The 15,088-nt window shown below is 60.6% G+C and carries 18 protein-coding genes; 11 read left to right on the forward strand and 7 right to left on the reverse strand.

Features of this window, described 5'->3' with window-relative positions:
• The first annotated feature begins 34 nt into the window (after positions 1–34).
• The 9 genes from FHU41_RS06695 to FHU41_RS06735 all read left to right on the forward strand — a co-directional run bounded on the left by FHU41_RS06695 (position 35) and on the right by FHU41_RS06735 (position 7,281).
• The gene (locus FHU41_RS06695) at positions 35–949 is read left to right on the forward strand and encodes an SDR family oxidoreductase (RefSeq protein WP_179388801.1); all 915 of its coding nucleotides are present in this window, start codon (positions 35–37) and stop codon (positions 947–949) included.
• Between the two features lie 83 nt (positions 950–1,032).
• On the forward strand, positions 1,033–1,389 hold the full coding sequence (locus FHU41_RS06700) for a UBP-type zinc finger domain-containing protein (RefSeq protein WP_179388802.1): 357 nt from the start codon (positions 1,033–1,035) through the stop codon (positions 1,387–1,389).
• 107 nt (positions 1,390–1,496) lie between these two features.
• Entirely contained in the window at positions 1,497–1,865 is a 369-nt protein-coding gene (locus tag FHU41_RS06705) for a YidH family protein (protein ID WP_179388803.1), read from the forward strand.
• Positions 1,862–2,206 (forward strand): DUF202 domain-containing protein, encoded by a 345-nt coding sequence (locus tag FHU41_RS06710; RefSeq protein ID WP_179388804.1) that lies wholly within the window; start codon positions 1,862–1,864, stop codon positions 2,204–2,206. The genes FHU41_RS06705 and FHU41_RS06710 overlap by 4 nt, the downstream gene beginning before the upstream one ends.
• A gap of 103 nt (positions 2,207–2,309) precedes the next feature.
• Positions 2,310–3,155 carry a MerR family transcriptional regulator gene (locus tag FHU41_RS06715; protein ID WP_179388805.1) on the forward strand — a complete coding sequence of 282 codons (846 nt, stop codon included), beginning with the start codon at positions 2,310–2,312 and terminating at the stop codon, positions 3,153–3,155.
• 369 nt (positions 3,156–3,524) lie between these two features.
• Positions 3,525–4,892, forward strand: coding sequence for a ferredoxin reductase family protein (locus FHU41_RS06720; RefSeq protein WP_179388806.1), 1,368 nt, complete (start codon positions 3,525–3,527; stop codon positions 4,890–4,892).
• 72 nt (positions 4,893–4,964) lie between these two features.
• Positions 4,965–5,846: a CE1 family esterase gene (locus FHU41_RS06725; RefSeq protein ID WP_179388807.1), complete on the forward strand. Its 882-nt coding sequence runs from the start codon at positions 4,965–4,967 to the stop codon at positions 5,844–5,846.
• Between the two features lie 13 nt (positions 5,847–5,859).
• On the forward strand, positions 5,860–6,450 hold the full coding sequence (locus FHU41_RS06730; protein WP_179388808.1) for a TetR/AcrR family transcriptional regulator: 591 nt from the start codon (positions 5,860–5,862) through the stop codon (positions 6,448–6,450).
• A gap of 9 nt (positions 6,451–6,459) precedes the next feature.
• On the forward strand, positions 6,460–7,281 hold the full coding sequence (locus FHU41_RS06735; protein ID WP_179388809.1) for an SDR family NAD(P)-dependent oxidoreductase: 822 nt from the start codon (positions 6,460–6,462) through the stop codon (positions 7,279–7,281).
• Here FHU41_RS06735 and FHU41_RS06740 read toward each other — a convergent pair.
• Both FHU41_RS06740 and FHU41_RS06745 read right to left on the reverse strand, forming a co-directional pair.
• Complete coding sequence (locus tag FHU41_RS06740) at positions 7,273–7,584, reverse strand: hypothetical protein (RefSeq protein WP_179388810.1); 312 nt, start codon at positions 7,582–7,584, stop codon at positions 7,273–7,275. The two genes, FHU41_RS06735 and FHU41_RS06740, sit on opposite strands and share 9 nt — an antisense overlap.
• Positions 7,585–7,611: 27 nt before the next feature.
• Positions 7,612–8,265: a DJ-1/PfpI family protein gene (locus FHU41_RS06745; protein ID WP_179388811.1), complete on the reverse strand. Its 654-nt coding sequence runs from the start codon at positions 8,263–8,265 to the stop codon at positions 7,612–7,614.
• 175 nt (positions 8,266–8,440) lie between these two features.
• Between FHU41_RS06745 and FHU41_RS06750 the strand changes: the two genes are divergently transcribed.
• A complete protein-coding gene (locus tag FHU41_RS06750; protein WP_179388812.1) occupies positions 8,441–9,406 on the forward strand; it encodes a GlxA family transcriptional regulator in 966 nt (321 codons plus the stop codon).
• Between the two features lie 24 nt (positions 9,407–9,430).
• Here FHU41_RS06750 and FHU41_RS15490 read toward each other — a convergent pair whose 3' ends face one another.
• Positions 9,431–9,592, reverse strand: coding sequence for a CGNR zinc finger domain-containing protein (locus FHU41_RS15490; RefSeq protein WP_425503278.1), 162 nt, complete (start codon positions 9,590–9,592; stop codon positions 9,431–9,433).
• Here FHU41_RS15490 and FHU41_RS15075 point away from each other — a divergent pair.
• Positions 9,533–10,018 carry an alpha/beta fold hydrolase gene (locus FHU41_RS15075; RefSeq protein WP_246279444.1) on the forward strand — a complete coding sequence of 162 codons (486 nt, stop codon included), beginning with the start codon at positions 9,533–9,535 and terminating at the stop codon, positions 10,016–10,018. The genes FHU41_RS15490 and FHU41_RS15075 overlap by 60 nt on opposite strands.
• A 51-nt stretch (positions 10,019–10,069) precedes the next feature.
• Here the strand turns inward: FHU41_RS15075 and FHU41_RS06760 are convergent, their stop codons facing one another.
• The 4 genes from FHU41_RS06760 to FHU41_RS06775 all read right to left on the reverse strand — a co-directional run bounded on the left by FHU41_RS06760 (position 10,070) and on the right by FHU41_RS06775 (position 15,042).
• Positions 10,070–10,954: a bifunctional methylenetetrahydrofolate dehydrogenase/methenyltetrahydrofolate cyclohydrolase gene (locus FHU41_RS06760; protein ID WP_179388814.1), complete on the reverse strand. Its 885-nt coding sequence runs from the start codon at positions 10,952–10,954 to the stop codon at positions 10,070–10,072.
• A 60-nt stretch (positions 10,955–11,014) separates the two neighbouring features.
• Positions 11,015–11,935 (reverse strand): LysR substrate-binding domain-containing protein, encoded by a 921-nt coding sequence (locus tag FHU41_RS06765; RefSeq protein ID WP_179388815.1) that lies wholly within the window; start codon positions 11,933–11,935, stop codon positions 11,015–11,017.
• Positions 11,936–12,126: 191 nt separating this feature from the next.
• The gene (locus FHU41_RS06770; RefSeq protein WP_179388816.1) at positions 12,127–13,623 is read right to left on the reverse strand and encodes an aldehyde dehydrogenase family protein; all 1,497 of its coding nucleotides are present in this window, start codon (positions 13,621–13,623) and stop codon (positions 12,127–12,129) included.
• Positions 13,624–13,728: 105 nt separating this feature from the next.
• Positions 13,729–15,042 carry a flavin-containing monooxygenase gene (locus FHU41_RS06775; RefSeq protein WP_179388817.1) on the reverse strand — a complete coding sequence of 438 codons (1,314 nt, stop codon included), beginning with the start codon at positions 15,040–15,042 and terminating at the stop codon, positions 13,729–13,731.
• Positions 15,043–15,088 lie beyond the last annotated feature (46 nt).

Genomic DNA, 15,088 nt, shown 5'->3' on the forward strand with positions numbered 1-15,088 from the left:
AACTAACCAGTTGGAAAGCGATTTGAGGAAGTTCATGTATCAAGTTCCAGATCAAAAGGGAAAGCTCATCGTGGTCACCGGATCAAACTCCGGGACCGGCAAGGAAGCTGCCAAGCGGCTAGCAGTGGCCGGGGCCAAGGTCATTATGGCTGTGCGCACACCGGAAAAAGGTGAAGCTGCCAAGCAGGAGATTCTCTCCGCCCACCCCAACGCCCAGCTTGAGATTCGCAGAGTCGATTTGGCCGATCTCTCCAGCATCAAGGAATTCGCCGATGGCCTGCTGGCCGAGGGAACCCCACTTGACGTTTTGGTCAATAATGCAGGCGTTATGACCCCACCCACCCGGAATGCCACGGCGGACGGCTTTGAACTCCAATTCGGCAGTAACTTCCTGGGCCCCTTCGCCTTGACCAATCGGCTGCTTCCACTGCTGCTCAAGGCAGAAGCTCCGCGAGTCACTACGATGAGCAGCGGGATGGCTAATTTTGGCCGCATTCACTTTGACGATCTGAACTGGAATCGCCGCTATCGCAGCGCCGGGGCCTACTCCCAGTCCAAACTCGCCGATCTGATGCTCTCCCGACGGCTCGCCGATCTCGCCCTGGAACGCGGCTGGAAGCTCATGAGTAATGCAGCACACCCGGGCTACACCAAAACCAATCTGCAGACGGCTGGAGCCAGCCTAGGCCGGGAGAAACCAAGCATCGCCTGGTTTACCAGGCTGGACATCTTGCCCGCGCAACAGCCGGAGCAAGGCACCGAGCCGATGCTCTACGCTGCCACCAGCCCCGAGGCCGTGGCGAAGGGCTACTACGGGCCCTCCGGACGCTTCGCCATGGTTGGGCCAACCGGCGTCGCCAGCTTGAACCGCCGGATGCGCGACGACGAGGTGGCTCGCAGACTGTGGGTCAAAGCCGAAAAACTGACTGACACAGCACCACCAGCCTGAATGAGGCTGGTAAACCCGACGAATACCTGACTACCCTTGAAGCGGGGACGCCGAGCAACCCGAGCAGCGATAGGAGAAAATCCATGGCTTCAGATCTGATTCCTGGAATCAACCCGCAAGCGGAGCCAAGCGGCACTGGCTGCGCCGAATGCCTGGCCGAGGACGGCTGGTGGGTACACCTACGTCGCTGCGCCGAATGCGGACATATCGGCTGTTGCGATACCTCACCGGCTCAGCACGCGAGTGCCCATGCTGGAAGCAGCGGGCACCAGATCATCACCTCCTTCGAACCAGGTGAAAGTTGGTTCTATGACTTCAGCACCGACGAACTCACCCGCGGCCCGCGGCTTGCCGATCCGCAATCCCACCCGGATGAGCAGCCTGCTCCAGGCCCGGAGGGGAAAGTTCCGGAGAACTGGGAAGATCTGATTCACCGCTGAGACTAGAGGTCTTGAGCGTGCAGCCGAAGTGGGGATCGAGCACCTGTGGCGCACCAAATCTTCATTAGACTTCTAGCCATGAGCATCGATACCGTGCAGAGCGTGGCATGACCCAGCACCCCGACCGACGGTTTCCACAACGGCTCTACCGAACCGGCAAGGAACCCGACCCTCGATTCTCGCTGGCCAATGAACGCACCTTCTTGGCCTGGATCCGCACCTCACTAGCGCTGATCGCCGCCGGGGTAGCCATCGAGGTTTTTGCCAGCTCCCTGCATTCGGGCCTACGCCTGACGGCTTCCATCCTGCTGATCGCTGCGGGCATCGGGGCACCGATTCAGGCCTGGTTCGGCTGGCTCCGCGCCGAACGAGCCATGCGGGAATCCACCCCACTGCCCTCACCTCGGCTCTCCGGACCGATTGCGCTGATTGTGGTCATCGCGGGATTACTGATTCTCTGGGCCTTCTTCCTATGAGTTTCGGGGAATCCCGGGTGGCTGATGCGGGTCTACAGGCGGAACGCACCGCGCTCGCCTGGAAGCGAACCGTACTGACGCTTACCGCAGGATCGGTGGCCACCGGACGGGCTCTGCTCCCCCTGTTCGGAACGGGTTCCTATTTGATCGGGACTCTCGGCTTACTCGCAGGCATTGCGCTCTGGCTAGGTGCCGACCGGCGCTACCGGGCACTGCATTCAGCCCTCATCAAGCCCACTGGCCCCCTCCTCCCGGGAGTCGGGCTGGTAGCGGTGAGCTGCGCCGTCGTTTGCCTTTGCTGCGGTCTGGGCGCCCTGGTCCTCATTCTGTTTCGGAACTGAGCTCCAACGCCGGCCAGGGCTCCCGCTCAGGAAGCCGGACGCCAGACGCCAGACGCCACCGAACTTGAACTTAACCTTGTGTCAAGGTCCAGGGTTAGGAGACATGATGAATATTGGAGAGTTTGCCAGGCTTGGCGGTGTATCCGCCAGGATGCTGCGGCATTACGACACCATCGGACTACTCACTCCCAGCCAAGTGGACCCGACTACAGGGCGTCGCTTCTACCAATTGGGGCAACTTCCGATCCTGAACCGGATTCTGGCATTGAAGACCCTGGGCTTCAGCTTGGCAGAGATTGATGGCTTGGTCGATGGGCGCGAGGACTCGGATCGGGTGTTTGAAATGCTCTCGGCGCGGGAAATCGAACTACAAAGCCAGATCCGCCACGAGCAACATGTGCTGGATCGCGTCAAGGCGAGACTCCGATTGATCGAAGGAGAAAGCAGCATGAGAGCGGGCATCGAAATCAAGCAACTAGGCAGTCAGCGGCTTGTAGCTCTCTCGGCAGTTGCAGAGGATGCCAGTCGAGAGAAAACAGGACCTGTGGTCAAGGCACTGTTCGATATGGTCGCTCAGCTGATGGATCGGGCACAAGCCGACCGGACCGCGCCGGTGGCTCGCTACGTCCCCAATCCAGCGAAGGTTGGCGAGGTGATTGTCACGGCAGGTTATGCTCTCCCCGAGGGCACGATTCCGGGCCTAGAAATCGAAACTCTTCCGCAGATCATGGTTGCATCGGTGATTCTCCGGGGGCCGGTCAAGGATCTGAACTCTGGTTACCAAAACCTTGCTCGATGGGCTGACGGTGGCAATCACCGCAGCAGCCTCGAGGCAGGGTGCTGGCGCGAGAATTTCCTGGAAGCCGTCGGCGAGGATGAAAGCGAGTGGATCATTGAGCTCCAGTTGGAGCTACTTCGCCACCCAAAGCAGTGCCCAGACATTGTGTAAGCCCAACAAAGCTGGAACATAAATACCGCTGAAAACCTGTGCATATGACCCACCCACGCGCAAGCGACCTTCAAGCAGCAGTGCCCGCCAGATCTCGATCGGAGCTCCGATCCCAAAAAACCTCAAAACGGCGAATTCGGTCTTGGCGAATCTTCTCCTCCACACTTTCGATTGGGGTGCTGGCTGCAGCGCTTTCCTTGGGGGCAACCCTGGGCTTAGGCGGTCCCTCGGTATCACCCGTGCAACCGGTCGCGGCCGCCAGTGCACCAGCTGTCACTACGGAGCAGACGCAGATCGAAGAGTCGATGGAACAGGCTGCTACCGGAACGATGCGCCTTGAGACTGGTCAAAGCGTTACTGGGAGACACAATGTTCGACACCGCTGAAAGACGCGACCTCGCCCACCACTCAGGCTTCACCGCAGAGGTGCCCTCCACTCACAGGCTGCCCGCCGCCGTCGCACTCTGGCTTTTTGCCTTGGGAACTGTGGCGGTATCCGCCCTGGCTCTGATCAGCGCCCCACCGCCGTTCCAGTTCAACCTGCCTTTCACCGCCCACCTGGCTGGATTGCTGGCCGGGTATTTCGTCACCGTCATGGTGATCCTGATGGCCCGGATTCCCGCCTTAGAAAGCGGAATAGGCGCAGACCGGATGGCCCGATGGCATGGCCTGCTGGGACGCAGCCTGCTTTGCTTCATCGTCATCCACGGCGTGGCTGCAACCCTGGCCTGGTCTGCCGGTCAAGGCATTCCGGTCCCCCGATCCATCCTGGACGTGCTGGGCATGCCTGGGCTGATCGCTGCGACGGTTGCCACCGCACTCTTCTTCCTGATCGGGCTACTTTCGATCCGTGCGGCTCGGCGGCGACTCCGCTATGAAACCTGGCACACCATTCACTTGCTGACCTACCTTGCTATCGCACTGTCCTTTTCTCATGAGCTTGCGGGTCCGGATCTGGCGGGATTCCCCCTCATCCAGATCGTCTGGAGTTGCCTATACACCGCCAGTTTCGCGCTCCTGATCCGGTACCGGGTGATCGCCCCCGTTCTGCTGCTCATGCGGCACCGCCTCCGAGTGGAGCGCCTGGTAGACGAAGGTCAGGGGGTGGTCAGTGTCATTCTGCGCGGTCGACACCTCTCCGAACTCAATGCGGAGCCCGGCCAGTTCTTCCGCTGGCGCTTCCTCAGCAAAGACAGCTGGAAGGCGGCGCATCCCTTCTCACTTTCGGCACTGCCAACGCAGAACTACCTCCGCCTGACCGTCAAGGCCGTTGGCGACGGAACCAAAATCATCCATTCGCTCCGCCCGGGCACTTGGGTAGCTGCAGAAGGTCCTTATGGAGCTATGACGGAACGACGGCGCACCCGTCACGGTGTGCTGTTGGTCGCCGGCGGGGTTGGCATCACCCCGATGCGCACACTTTTCGAAAGCCTCCGAATGGGCGACGCTCCGCTCACCTTGCTCTACCGCGCATCCAGGGAGGAGGACATTCTTTTCCGAGGTGAACTCGACGATATTGCCCGATCTAGGGGCGCCCAAATCATCTACCTCATCGGACCCTCCTCACAGCCGAGGAACGAGATCACACCAGGCAACCTGGAAAGGTTGGTTCCCGATCTCCGGCATCGAGACGTGTATCTGTGCGCTTCCCCTGGCTTCAGTGAGGCGGTAAAACGGGCACTCTTCGGCGCAGGTTTACCCCGAAAGAATCTTCATCAAGAGGATTTCGCCTTCTAGATTCGCGGACTGGTTCAAATCGGATACATCATCGATTCGGATAGATAATCCGATTCATGATATTGTTTCAGTATGAAGAAATCAGCGCTCCCGCTCATAACCACAGAAGCCTCCCTCACGGTGGACGGTCATGAGCGAACTTTCACCTCGGTAGCACCAGCGGATTTACCAGCCGGCTCCGCTCTCCTGGTCCTCTTCCACGGCTCTTACCAATCCGGCGAGGTGCTGCGTAAATTCGCGGCTGGCACCTTTGATGAACTCGCGGCGCGGGAGAAGCTCGTAGTCGTCTACCCAGACGCCTATAAGAAACTGTGGAATGACGCTCGAATCGAATCGAACTACCCGGCCCGCCTCGAAGGATACGACGACGTAGCGTTCTTCCGCGCCCTAGTCGATCACTTCGCTCGAACCTCCGGCATCGATAAGAGCCGCGTCTATGCAGCCGGGTATTCGAACGGCGCGCAGTTCGTCAACCGACTTATCCACGAAGCCAACGACGCCCTGGCCGGTGCCGCGCTGATCGCCGCCACCCAACCCGTCCCGGAGAACTTCCCGGCTGGGTTGCCCAGCGCGGAGCTGCCGGTGGTACTGATCCATGGCACCGGTGATCGCCTAGTCCCCTACCAGGGCGGAATGGCGAGTTTCTGGGGATTCCGCCCACGCGGCCTCGGCCTCTCCCACCTCGAGACCGCCGAATATCTGGCGGCCCGCAATGGGATCAGCACGGCGCCCACCGAGAAGAAGCTGCCTGCCTCCAGACCGGAGAAAACCTCGGTGACGGTGCGCGATTGGAACAGCCAAGGGAAGTCGCCGGTGCGTTCCTACACCATCGAAGGCGGTGGTCACGTCATTCCCAACCCCGTAAAATCCGCCGCTGGCATCTACGGTCGCACGAATAAGGACCTGGACTCGGCGCGCGCCATCTGGGACTTCTTCAGCGAGAGCAAGGCTTGATACATTGACCAGCATGCCCGAATCCTCGCTTCTCGCCCGTCCGACAAACCTGCGCGCAGACTCTGCTCGCAATAGAACGCAGATCCTTGAGACCGCGCGGCAGATGCTGTTGGACGACGGCGCACTGCTGTCTATGAACGCTCTGGCGCATGCCGCTGGGGTTGGGGTTGGAACCGTGTATCGACACTTTCCCACCATCCAGGTGCTCCTCGAATCCCTAGCCGCCGATAGCTTCGCCAAACTCGTCACCGAGGCTCAGGCCGCCTCGAATGAACCGGACGGATCGCTGGCCTTCGAAAGGATCATCCGAGCAGGATTCGATGGCCAACTAGAAGACCCCGGACTGGCGGCAATCCTGGCAGCCCCCAGCTTCGAATGTGCCGACATGCATGACTTTGCGCTCGAGCTCTTCGGCAGCATCGGAACGATTATCGTCCGTGCCCGGCAGGCCGGGGCGCTCAGACCCGACATCACCCCCGATGACATCCGCCGTCTGCTCAACGGCATGCACCTCGCAACAAAAGATCTGCCGACGACGAAGCGCGAGCAGTATCTCGACGTCCTATTAAGAGGGCTGCGGACGACGCGGTCCGATCAGAATTGAGGAGTGCTCATGCACCCGCAACCACCGTCCTTTAAGCCCTCTGTTATTACCGGTCAAACAGCTCTTATCACCGGAGCATCATCGGGAATTGGCGCAGAATTCGCCGAGCAATTAGCGTCCCGTGGCGCAAATTTAATACTCGTTGCGCGATCGATCGAGAAACTAGAGGCGCTCGCCGCCTCTCTTCGGGAGAAGTACCAGGTAGAAGTCCATACCGAAAAGCTGGACCTCTCCAGTCCCGATGCCTCAAAGCGCCTTTCCCAATTCGTCACCGAGCAGGGGCTTCAGGTGGACTTCCTGGTCAATAACGCCGGGTTCAGCTCTATTGGCCCGGCCGTCGAAATGGACCCGGACGACACCGATGAGCTGGTGAACCTCAACGTCAAAGCGGTCATGGAGAACACCGTCCGCTTCCTTCCCGCCATGGTCTCCCGCGGCGGAGGGGTGATCATCAATATCGCGGGCACCGGAGCATTCCAACCCGCACCCTACATGGCCGGACGCACCGCTAGTGCGGCCTTTGTACTCTCTTTCACCCAGGCGCTCAGCGCCGAGAATGCGGATACCGGCGTCCGAATCTTTGCGCTTTGTCCCGGACCAACCGAAACACCCATGACAGCCGGTCAGAGCTCTCCGCTCGGCAAAATGCGGACTCCCGCGCAGGTGGTGACCACCGCGCTCAAGGCGCTCGACTCACGCAAGGCTTCCGTCGTGGACGGTCGGTTGAACGCTTTCGTTGCCCGCCTTGGTTCCCGCTTGCCGGAGTCAATGATTCTCACGCTCGCGGCTCGAATCATGCGAGGAACTCAAATACAATCACACTCAGGATAAACGCTCTCCGGTGACCGTCGATCGCGGAAGCTTCCCCGCCTTAGAGAAGCCGTTGAGGCTGTCGCCGGAGACTGTGACGTCGAACTCCAGGTTTAGCCGCAAGGGCTTAGTGATTGACTGAGACCAGGTGACGCGTTCGCCCTCAGGGGTTAAGCTCGCGTTGATCTGACGGAGCGCAACGGCTTCAGTGCGGCTGTGCGCGGAGCCCTGCAGAGCGCCGTCCAACTCGGTGAATTCCACACTGACGGGAATGCGACCGATAGGCGTAGAGATAGCTAGTTTCCAGGTTCCGAGGATAGTCATAATGCAGCTTTCTGTTGAGACTTTGGATCAGACGGCAAGCGGTTCTGCGCCGGTATTGCGCCAGACCACGCCACGGCGTTCATATTGAAAAAGTTGTTCCACCGAGAGTGCAATCCGGGGTCCAAACTGCCGTTCGAGCAGGTACAGACCCAGATCGAGACCAGAGGTGACGCCGGCCGCGGTGACGAGATTGCCGTCGTCGACCACCCGAGCATCAATGGCATTAACCCCGGTGGCATCGAGCACATCCATACCCTGAAAGTGGGTCACCGCGTTGCGCCCCTCAAGCACTCCGGCCATTGCTAGGGCGAGGGATCCGCCACAGACGGTGGCTACCGTGATCTCCGGGTTCGCCAGCGCCTGCGTGATGAGAGCGGGAAGCGGCGTCTCCCCCACTCGAGCCAGCAAAACTGGGATCGTATCGACTTCTTCCGGGTCTGCGTTGATTGGTCCCGAGGCACCGGGCACCACAATGATCCCGGACGACGACGGATCGAGGCTTGCGCTCGCCTCGAGAGTGAGCCCACGGGTACCGCTGACAACCGTGCGCGATCCCTCCGCTGAGACTAGCTTGACGTCGAGAGTGCCTCCGAGCGCGTCGCTTCCGGCCGCGAGCACCTCGAAGGGAGCGACAACATCGAGCGGATCGAAGCCATCAAAGAGAACAATTTGAGCGAGCACAGGACACCTTTCTGAGTGGGAGTATCCCCAGACTACGTAGTCCTTTACCCTGCAACCAGTGGCAATAATGCCAATATTCGCAATGATTTAGCCATCTGCTGAATTCCTTTTAATCTCTGGGATCTTTCGCTCTACGAATCAATTCCGAAGAAGATTGCACGGTATTATTCTTGCCATGCACACAGTGGCGGTTCTTGCCCTCGATGATGTTATCGCCTTCGACCTAGCCACACCTGTCGAGGTCTTCGGACGGGCCAGACTCCCCGATGGCCGCCCCGCCTATCAGGTGATTGTCGCCGGGCCCTCCCCCCTAGTTAAGGCCGGACCAATGTCCATCGCTGTTCCGCAAGGACTGGAGGCTCTTGCTACGGCGGACACCATCATCGTGCCCGGTCTACACGATCCGGAGGCAGCCCTCCCTGCGCAGGTATCGGCCGCCCTCCATGATGCCTACCGTGCGGGAACCAGGATTGCATCGATCTGCGTTGGCGCACTGACTCTCGCCGCAACCGGACTATTGGATGGCAAGAAGGCGACCACACATTGGCGTGCCGCGGCGGCTCTCGCGCAGTTACATCCAAGTATTGACGTTGACCCGGCGGTCCTCTACGTCGATAACGGCCAGCTCCTCACCTCGGCGGGAGCGGCGGCGGGAATCGATATGTGCCTACATCTGATCCGGCTCGACTTTGGATCGGCTGTAGCCATGGACGCCGCTCGGGCTGCAGTGATGCCGCTAGCCAGGGAAGGCGGCCAAGCGCAATACATCAATCACCGCACCCTTGGTTCAGATCAGGCGACCCTGGCTCCAACCCTGGAATGGATTGAGCGTAACTCGCACCGACCGCTCACCTTGGAGGAGATTGCTGCCCAGGCCAAGCTCAGCACCCGCACCCTGAACCGACGATTCCGGGATCAGACTCAGCTGACCCCACTGCAATGGCTTGCCCAGGCTCGCATCCGGCAAGCGCAATCCCTGCTAGAAACCACTCGTCACCCGGTTGAACGAATAGCCCACCAAACCGGATTCGGTTCTGCCGCGAACTTCCGGGCAAAATTCCGATCGGCCGTGGGAACCACGCCGCTCGCCTATCGCAACGCCTTCAGCGAACCGGTTCCTGGTGGTTCCAGAGTGCGTTAATGGCCTTGAATCAAACTCTTACGATCAGGCTTTATTGCCCGAGATCAACCTGGCCTGGTGCCGGCGCGCCTTGAGCCGATTGCCGCAGTCTGCCATCGAGCACCAACGCGCGGTGTTTGGTCGGCTGTGGTCGATCAGAAACTTATTGCATTCGAGGTTGGCGCACGGCCGGAGGCGACCCGGCAGATCACGGGTTACTCTGGACCACTCCTCAACGACTCGCGCAAGCGGGAGAACTTCGGCGCGGCCATCCATTGCCCATCGGAGACCCTCGTCGCCAATCTCTGCTCGTTTGACGACGCCCAGGTGAACCGCCCTGGCAATCCTGAGGTGCAGCTCGCCCTGTATGCGGACTACCCATCGAACGTGTCGCTCTACCCTGCCGTCCAGGCGACCTTCCGGGCAAGCCAGGTACCGCTGCTGGCCGTGTGGGGTAGGAACGACGAGATTTTCGGCCCAGCGGGCGCCCAGGCATTCACAAAGGACCTTGCAAGCGCCCAGATCGAACTCCTCGACGGCGGCCATTTCCTTCTCGAGTCGCACCTCGATGAAGTGGCTGCTCTAATGCTCGGGTTCCTAGGCCGCAGCACGGGTCGGACAGTTTCTGTTTAGGATATTGACCGCTAGGAGGATGCTGGGTCTGGAATTATCCTCACCGGATCACTAGCGCACGAGTGCGCGCTCGGCCGCATCGACCACATTGCTCAGGAGCATGGCGCGGGTCATCGGGCCGACGCCGCCAGGGTTCGGCGAGAGGTAGCCTGCCACGGATACGACGGCGGGATCGACGTCCCCGGTCAACTTTCCTTTGCCGGTTTCAATATTCTGAACGCGAGTGATCCCCACATCGAGCACGGCCGCGCCGGGCTTGATCCACTCGGCTTTGATGAGGTGAGCAACCCCCACTGCGGCCACCACAATGTCCGCTCGGCGCACCTCGGCGGCCAAGTCGACGGTACGGGAATGAGTCAGCGTAACCGTGGCATCCAGACCCTTGCGGGTAAACAGCAACCCGAGTGGACGCCCGACGGTCAGGCCGCGACCGACCACCGTGACCTGTTTGCCACTGATCGGCACGTTGTAGCGCTGCAATATCTCGACGATACCGGCCGGCGTGCAGGGCAGCGGAGAATCCAGCTCCCCTTCGATGCCCAGTACCAAGCGGCCAAGATTCGTCGGGTGCAGACCGTCGGCGTCCTTGGCTGGGTCGATCGCTTCGAGGGCGGCGTGCTCATCGAGACCTTTGGGCAAGGGCAACTGCACAATGTAGCCGGTGACCGCCGGATTCGCGTTCAGCTCGTCGATCGCGGCACGCACCTCGGCATTGCTGGCCGTGGCAGGCAGGTCAACGCGGATCGACTCGATACCGACCTCCGCACAGTCGCGATGCTTCCCCGCGACGTAGGAGCGGGATCCCGGATCGTCACCGACCAGCAGTGTGCCGAGTCCGGGAGTGATTCCCTGAGCCTTCAGCGCGGTGATCCGCTCGGCTAGTTCGGCTTTGACGGCCGCCGCGGTAGCGACGCCGTCGAGGATGATTGCGGTCATTGCATGGTCCATTCTGTCTTGTCCGCTGTGCACTTCTTTGCTTTCAGATCTAGGCAGATTTCAGCCAATGCCCTGGTTCTCCTGAGCCAATTCGATGGCAACCCGGATGAACGCTTTGGCCCGCGCGGAGAGTCGAACGCCCTTGAGCCAAGCGACAACAATCTCCATCGAGGGAACATCGTCTTCGATCTCAAGCGTCACGACTCGCTGACCGCTGTAGGTGAGATCGTGTGCCGGGCGCTGATTCAGGACGGCGTAACCGAGCCCCCGGCCCGCCATCACCCGGACCGATTCAAACCCTGCGCTTCTAGGCCCCGGCCTGGGGTCGATATTTGCCGAGGCTACCACCGAGGCCAGGTAGTCGCGGCTGTCGGGCAGATCGAGCAGAATCATCGGTTCATCAGCCAACTCTGCCAAGCTGACCGAGCCTCGTTGGGCGAGGTGGTGGTCGGCGCTCACCAGTACGTACGGCGGTGCGGTGCCTACGCGTCGAGACGCGATGTCCGCATCGAGTCGATAGCGGTACATCAGCGACAGTTCGCAGCTCCCGATCCGCAGCGCGTCCTTGAGTTCACGCTGCTCCCCTTCGATCACCCGGGGGTTGATTCCTGGATGTCTGTCTTCTAGTTGAGCGAGAAGCCTGGGCATCTCGATTGGCCCAAGAGTCGTGAAGCATCCGATGCTGAGGTCACCGGCCAGACCATGTCCGGATTCAACCGCGAGATCGGCGAGCGCCACGCTGTGCGCCAGGAGCTCGCAGGTTTCGCGATAGAAGCGCTCTCCGGCATCCGTCAGGGTCAACCCTTTGGCATGTTGTCGGAGCAGGAGTTGAACGTCGAGCTCTCGTTCAAGTTGGGCGATGGCGGCCGAGATTGCGGATTGGGAGACCATGAGTTCGCGCGAAGTGGCGGTCATGCTGCCCAGTCGTGCGGCGGTAGCGAAGTAGCGAAGCTGGACGAGCGTGAATTTTGCTTCGGTCATCGGATTCCCTCCTCGCGGCAATCTCGCTGTCTTCGACGGATCCGGGCGAACATTGCACTATCAATAGAAACGATCTAATTTCCATGCTGTCACAGTATTGTCGATGTTGATACCCACCATTCCGCCAGCCATCAGGCCACCGCCTTCCGGCGAAGCCACCCGGCCAAGCCGCCCGCCCCCTCCCCTTGCAGTCAGCCGTGCTGAATCCAGGTGGTCTTGATAGCAACATAGTTATCGATGGCGTGCCTGGACAGATCTCGCCCGAAGCCCGATTGCCGGAAGCCACCGAAGGGGGTGGTGAGCCCGAGTGCGTCAACGGTATTGACCGAGACGGTGCCTGCCACGAGCTGAGAGGAAACTCGGTGGGCCCTCGCGAGATCCGCCGTCCACACCGACGCAGCTAGGCCGTACTGAGTGCGATTAGCCATTTCGACGGCCTCCCGCTCGTCCTTGAAGCGCGCCAGAACCGCAACCGGGCCAAAGATCTCTTCCCGGTGTAGGAAGTGATCCGCCGGTAGGTCTGCAATAGCGGCGGGGGCGATATAGGCACGAGACTCACCAATTGTTAGTCGCTCGCCACCACCCAGCACTGTGCCCGCACTGGCGCCTTGTTGGATTGCCTTCTCCACGCTGTCGGCATGCCGCGCCGAAACGAGGGCGCCGGCTCCACTTTCGGCGCTCATCGGGTCACCCGGCTGATACGCCTTGGCTGCTTCAAGAAAGGCGGCCACAAAATCATCGTAAATCTCATCTTGAATCAGGATTCTGGAGTTGGCCGAGCAGACCTCACCCTGATTGTAGTAGGCACCGTGAGCGGCCTTTTTTGCAGCGAGAAGGAGGTCAGCGGTGTCCGAGAAAATGAGGTTTGAGCTCTTTCCCCCCGCCTCGAGGCTGAGTCGTTTCATATTGGACCGAGCCGAGCAGGACAAGAGATGTTTGGCAACCTCGGTTGATCCGGTAAAGGCCAGGGCGTCGACGTCGGGATGCAAGGCTAGTGCTTCACCCGCGCTGGCCCCTGGCCCCGGCACCACGTTGAGTACGCCGTCCGGCACTCCCGCTTCAAGCGCCAGCTGACCGAGCAGGAGCGCGGTAAGGCTTGACTCGGTCGCGGGCTTGAGCACCACGCTATTGCCCATGACGAGTGCGGGCGCGAGCTTCCAGGCGGCGATGTCCAGGGGGAAGTTCCATGGCACGATTGCACCCACCACCCCCAGCGCCTCACGGGTGACAAGTGCGGTGGACCCCGGAGGCGTAGCGGCGATCTCGTCGGTGAGTTTATCGGCGAGTTCGGCGTACCAGCGGAAGGTGGCGGCGGCCGAGGGCACATCGACCGTCGAGGATTCGGAGACGAGCTTGCCCATGTCCATCGACTCAAGCAGGGCGAGTTCGTCCGTATGAACTTCGATCAGATCGGCCAACCGCAGCAACACGTTCTTTCGTTGCACCGCGCCACTTCTGCTCCATACCCCCGTCGCGAAGGAACGACGGGCCGCCGCGACCGCTCGGTCAATATCGACAGGGCCGCAATTGCTGACTTCCGCGATCTTTCGGGCGGTGGCCGGATCCACACTGGTGAAGCTACTTCCATCGGCGCTGGCGACGCGGGCGCCGTCGATAACGGCTCTGCCGTCGGCGCTGGCGGCATCACGTCGCGCGTGCCAGTCGATTTTCTGGTTGGTGATTGTCATTGCTAGACCTTGTCCTTCGGCGTCGTGGGGACGTGCATATGCGACTGTAGACCAGAGCGCCTCCGGGTGGCTGCGCAAAGAATAGTTCCACTAGATCGATTTCTCTTATGTTGCGGTTGCCATCGGCAGCTCCGGATACCCGGAGGCGGATGCTTGGCTATCCTCGGTGACCCGATAGGCGAGGTAGCCCTTCTGAGTTGCTATCCGGTCGGCGACGTATTTGGCGTCATTCCACACGCCCCAGATAAAGCTCGAACCTCGGTGAGACAACCACGGTAGTCCAAGGAAGTAGACGCCCCGCTCGGCTGCCACCCCGCGCTTATGCCGGGGTCTGCCGTTCTCCTCGAAGGTATCGACCTTGAGCCAGCTGTAGTCAACGGCGAAGCCGGTAGCCCAGACAACGGTGCTAATCCCAGCCTCGTTGAGGTCAAGGTCGAGGAGCGGATGCGAAACACACTGCGGAGTCGGAACCCTGAGCCAAGCATCCGGTTCCTCCGGAAAATCGAGGCCGTTCTGCTCGATGTAAGCATCGGCCTGGTCCAGCAGCGAGAAGTAACCGGCGTCACCGAGTGCAATGTTATCGGCAATCCCGGGTGCGAAACGTGCGACCCCCCGGTCGAATGATTCGGTGCGCCCGAGGAGAACGACGCCGTCATGAGCTAGGGTGCGCAGGTCCACCGTATGACCACCACGTGCGCCGCTAATCGCGATCGTGACATGTTCGGCACCCCGATCCGGAGTGTCGGCCTCCCACTTACCTAGTACGCCCAGCCACCAAGCTAAATCCCTTCCGCGGTAGCTGCGCGGTGGGCGTTCATGCGGTCCGACCGAAAGGTAAACTTGTCGCCCTGATCGATGCAATTCATCTGCTATCTGCACCCCGGAGGAACCACTTCCGACGACGAGCACGGCTCCGGCCGGCAGCTCACCAGGATTGCGGTACTGGCTGGAGTGAATCTGGTGCAGTCCCGCAGACTCCGGGATAACGGGTGGGATGACCGGCCGCTGGAACGGGCCGGTCGCGGCAACCACAAAGCGCGCTTCGAGGATCCCGTCGGTCGTTTCGACCCTAAAACCGGCTCGACCTCTCAGCCGTTGAACTGAGGTTACTTCGACACCGCAGCGGATCGGTGCAGCGATTTTCTCCGCGTAGGCGCTGAAGTAATCCGCTACCTGGTCCTTCGTCGCGAAGCCGTCGGGATTCACATCCTTAAACTCCAGGCTGGGCATCCGGTCGTGCCAGGCTGGCCCGTTAGCGACAAGAGAGTCCCACCTTTGCGACCGCCATCGTTCGGCGATGCGATCGCGTTCCAGCACGAGGTGATCAATGTTGTGGCTGCTCAGGTGCTCGCTCATGGCTAAGCCTGCTTGACCGCCACCTACGACCAGAACTTCGACCTGGACCTTTGTTTCTGACATGACGACCTTCCACTGAATGACTTCGGTTGGGAGTGAGCTCACCCCG

Origin of the sequence: Psychromicrobium silvestre (assembly GCF_013408295.1) — a bacterium.
Classification (GTDB): Bacteria; Actinomycetota; Actinomycetes; order Actinomycetales; family Micrococcaceae; genus Renibacterium; species Renibacterium silvestre.

Bases quoted from the DNA above. Each gene is read 5' to 3' on its own strand.
- FHU41_RS06720 (WP_179388806.1), top strand. From the start codon at position 3,525: ATGTTCGACACCGCTGAAAGACGCGACCTCGCCCACCACTCAGGCTTC.
- FHU41_RS06770 (WP_179388816.1), bottom strand. From the start codon at position 13,623: ATGACAATCACCAACCAGAAAATCGACTGGCACGCGCGACGTGATGCC.
- FHU41_RS06710 (WP_179388804.1), top strand. From the start codon at position 1,862: ATGAGTTTCGGGGAATCCCGGGTGGCTGATGCGGGTCTACAGGCGGAA.
- FHU41_RS06750 (WP_179388812.1), top strand. From the start codon at position 8,441: ATGCACACAGTGGCGGTTCTTGCCCTCGATGATGTTATCGCCTTCGAC.
- FHU41_RS06735 (WP_179388809.1), top strand. From the start codon at position 6,460: ATGCACCCGCAACCACCGTCCTTTAAGCCCTCTGTTATTACCGGTCAA.
- FHU41_RS06700 (WP_179388802.1), top strand. From the start codon at position 1,033: ATGGCTTCAGATCTGATTCCTGGAATCAACCCGCAAGCGGAGCCAAGC.
- FHU41_RS06705 (WP_179388803.1), top strand. From the start codon at position 1,497: ATGACCCAGCACCCCGACCGACGGTTTCCACAACGGCTCTACCGAACC.
- FHU41_RS06760 (WP_179388814.1), bottom strand. From the start codon at position 10,954: ATGACCGCAATCATCCTCGACGGCGTCGCTACCGCGGCGGCCGTCAAA.
- FHU41_RS06775 (WP_179388817.1), bottom strand. From the start codon at position 15,042: ATGTCAGAAACAAAGGTCCAGGTCGAAGTTCTGGTCGTAGGTGGCGGT.
- FHU41_RS06725 (WP_179388807.1), top strand. From the start codon at position 4,965: ATGAAGAAATCAGCGCTCCCGCTCATAACCACAGAAGCCTCCCTCACG.
- FHU41_RS06730 (WP_179388808.1), top strand. From the start codon at position 5,860: ATGCCCGAATCCTCGCTTCTCGCCCGTCCGACAAACCTGCGCGCAGAC.
- FHU41_RS06765 (WP_179388815.1), bottom strand. From the start codon at position 11,935: ATGACCGAAGCAAAATTCACGCTCGTCCAGCTTCGCTACTTCGCTACC.
- FHU41_RS06740 (WP_179388810.1), bottom strand. From the start codon at position 7,584: ATGACTATCCTCGGAACCTGGAAACTAGCTATCTCTACGCCTATCGGT.
- FHU41_RS06715 (WP_179388805.1), top strand. From the start codon at position 2,310: ATGATGAATATTGGAGAGTTTGCCAGGCTTGGCGGTGTATCCGCCAGG.
- FHU41_RS06695 (WP_179388801.1), top strand. From the start codon at position 35: ATGTATCAAGTTCCAGATCAAAAGGGAAAGCTCATCGTGGTCACCGGA.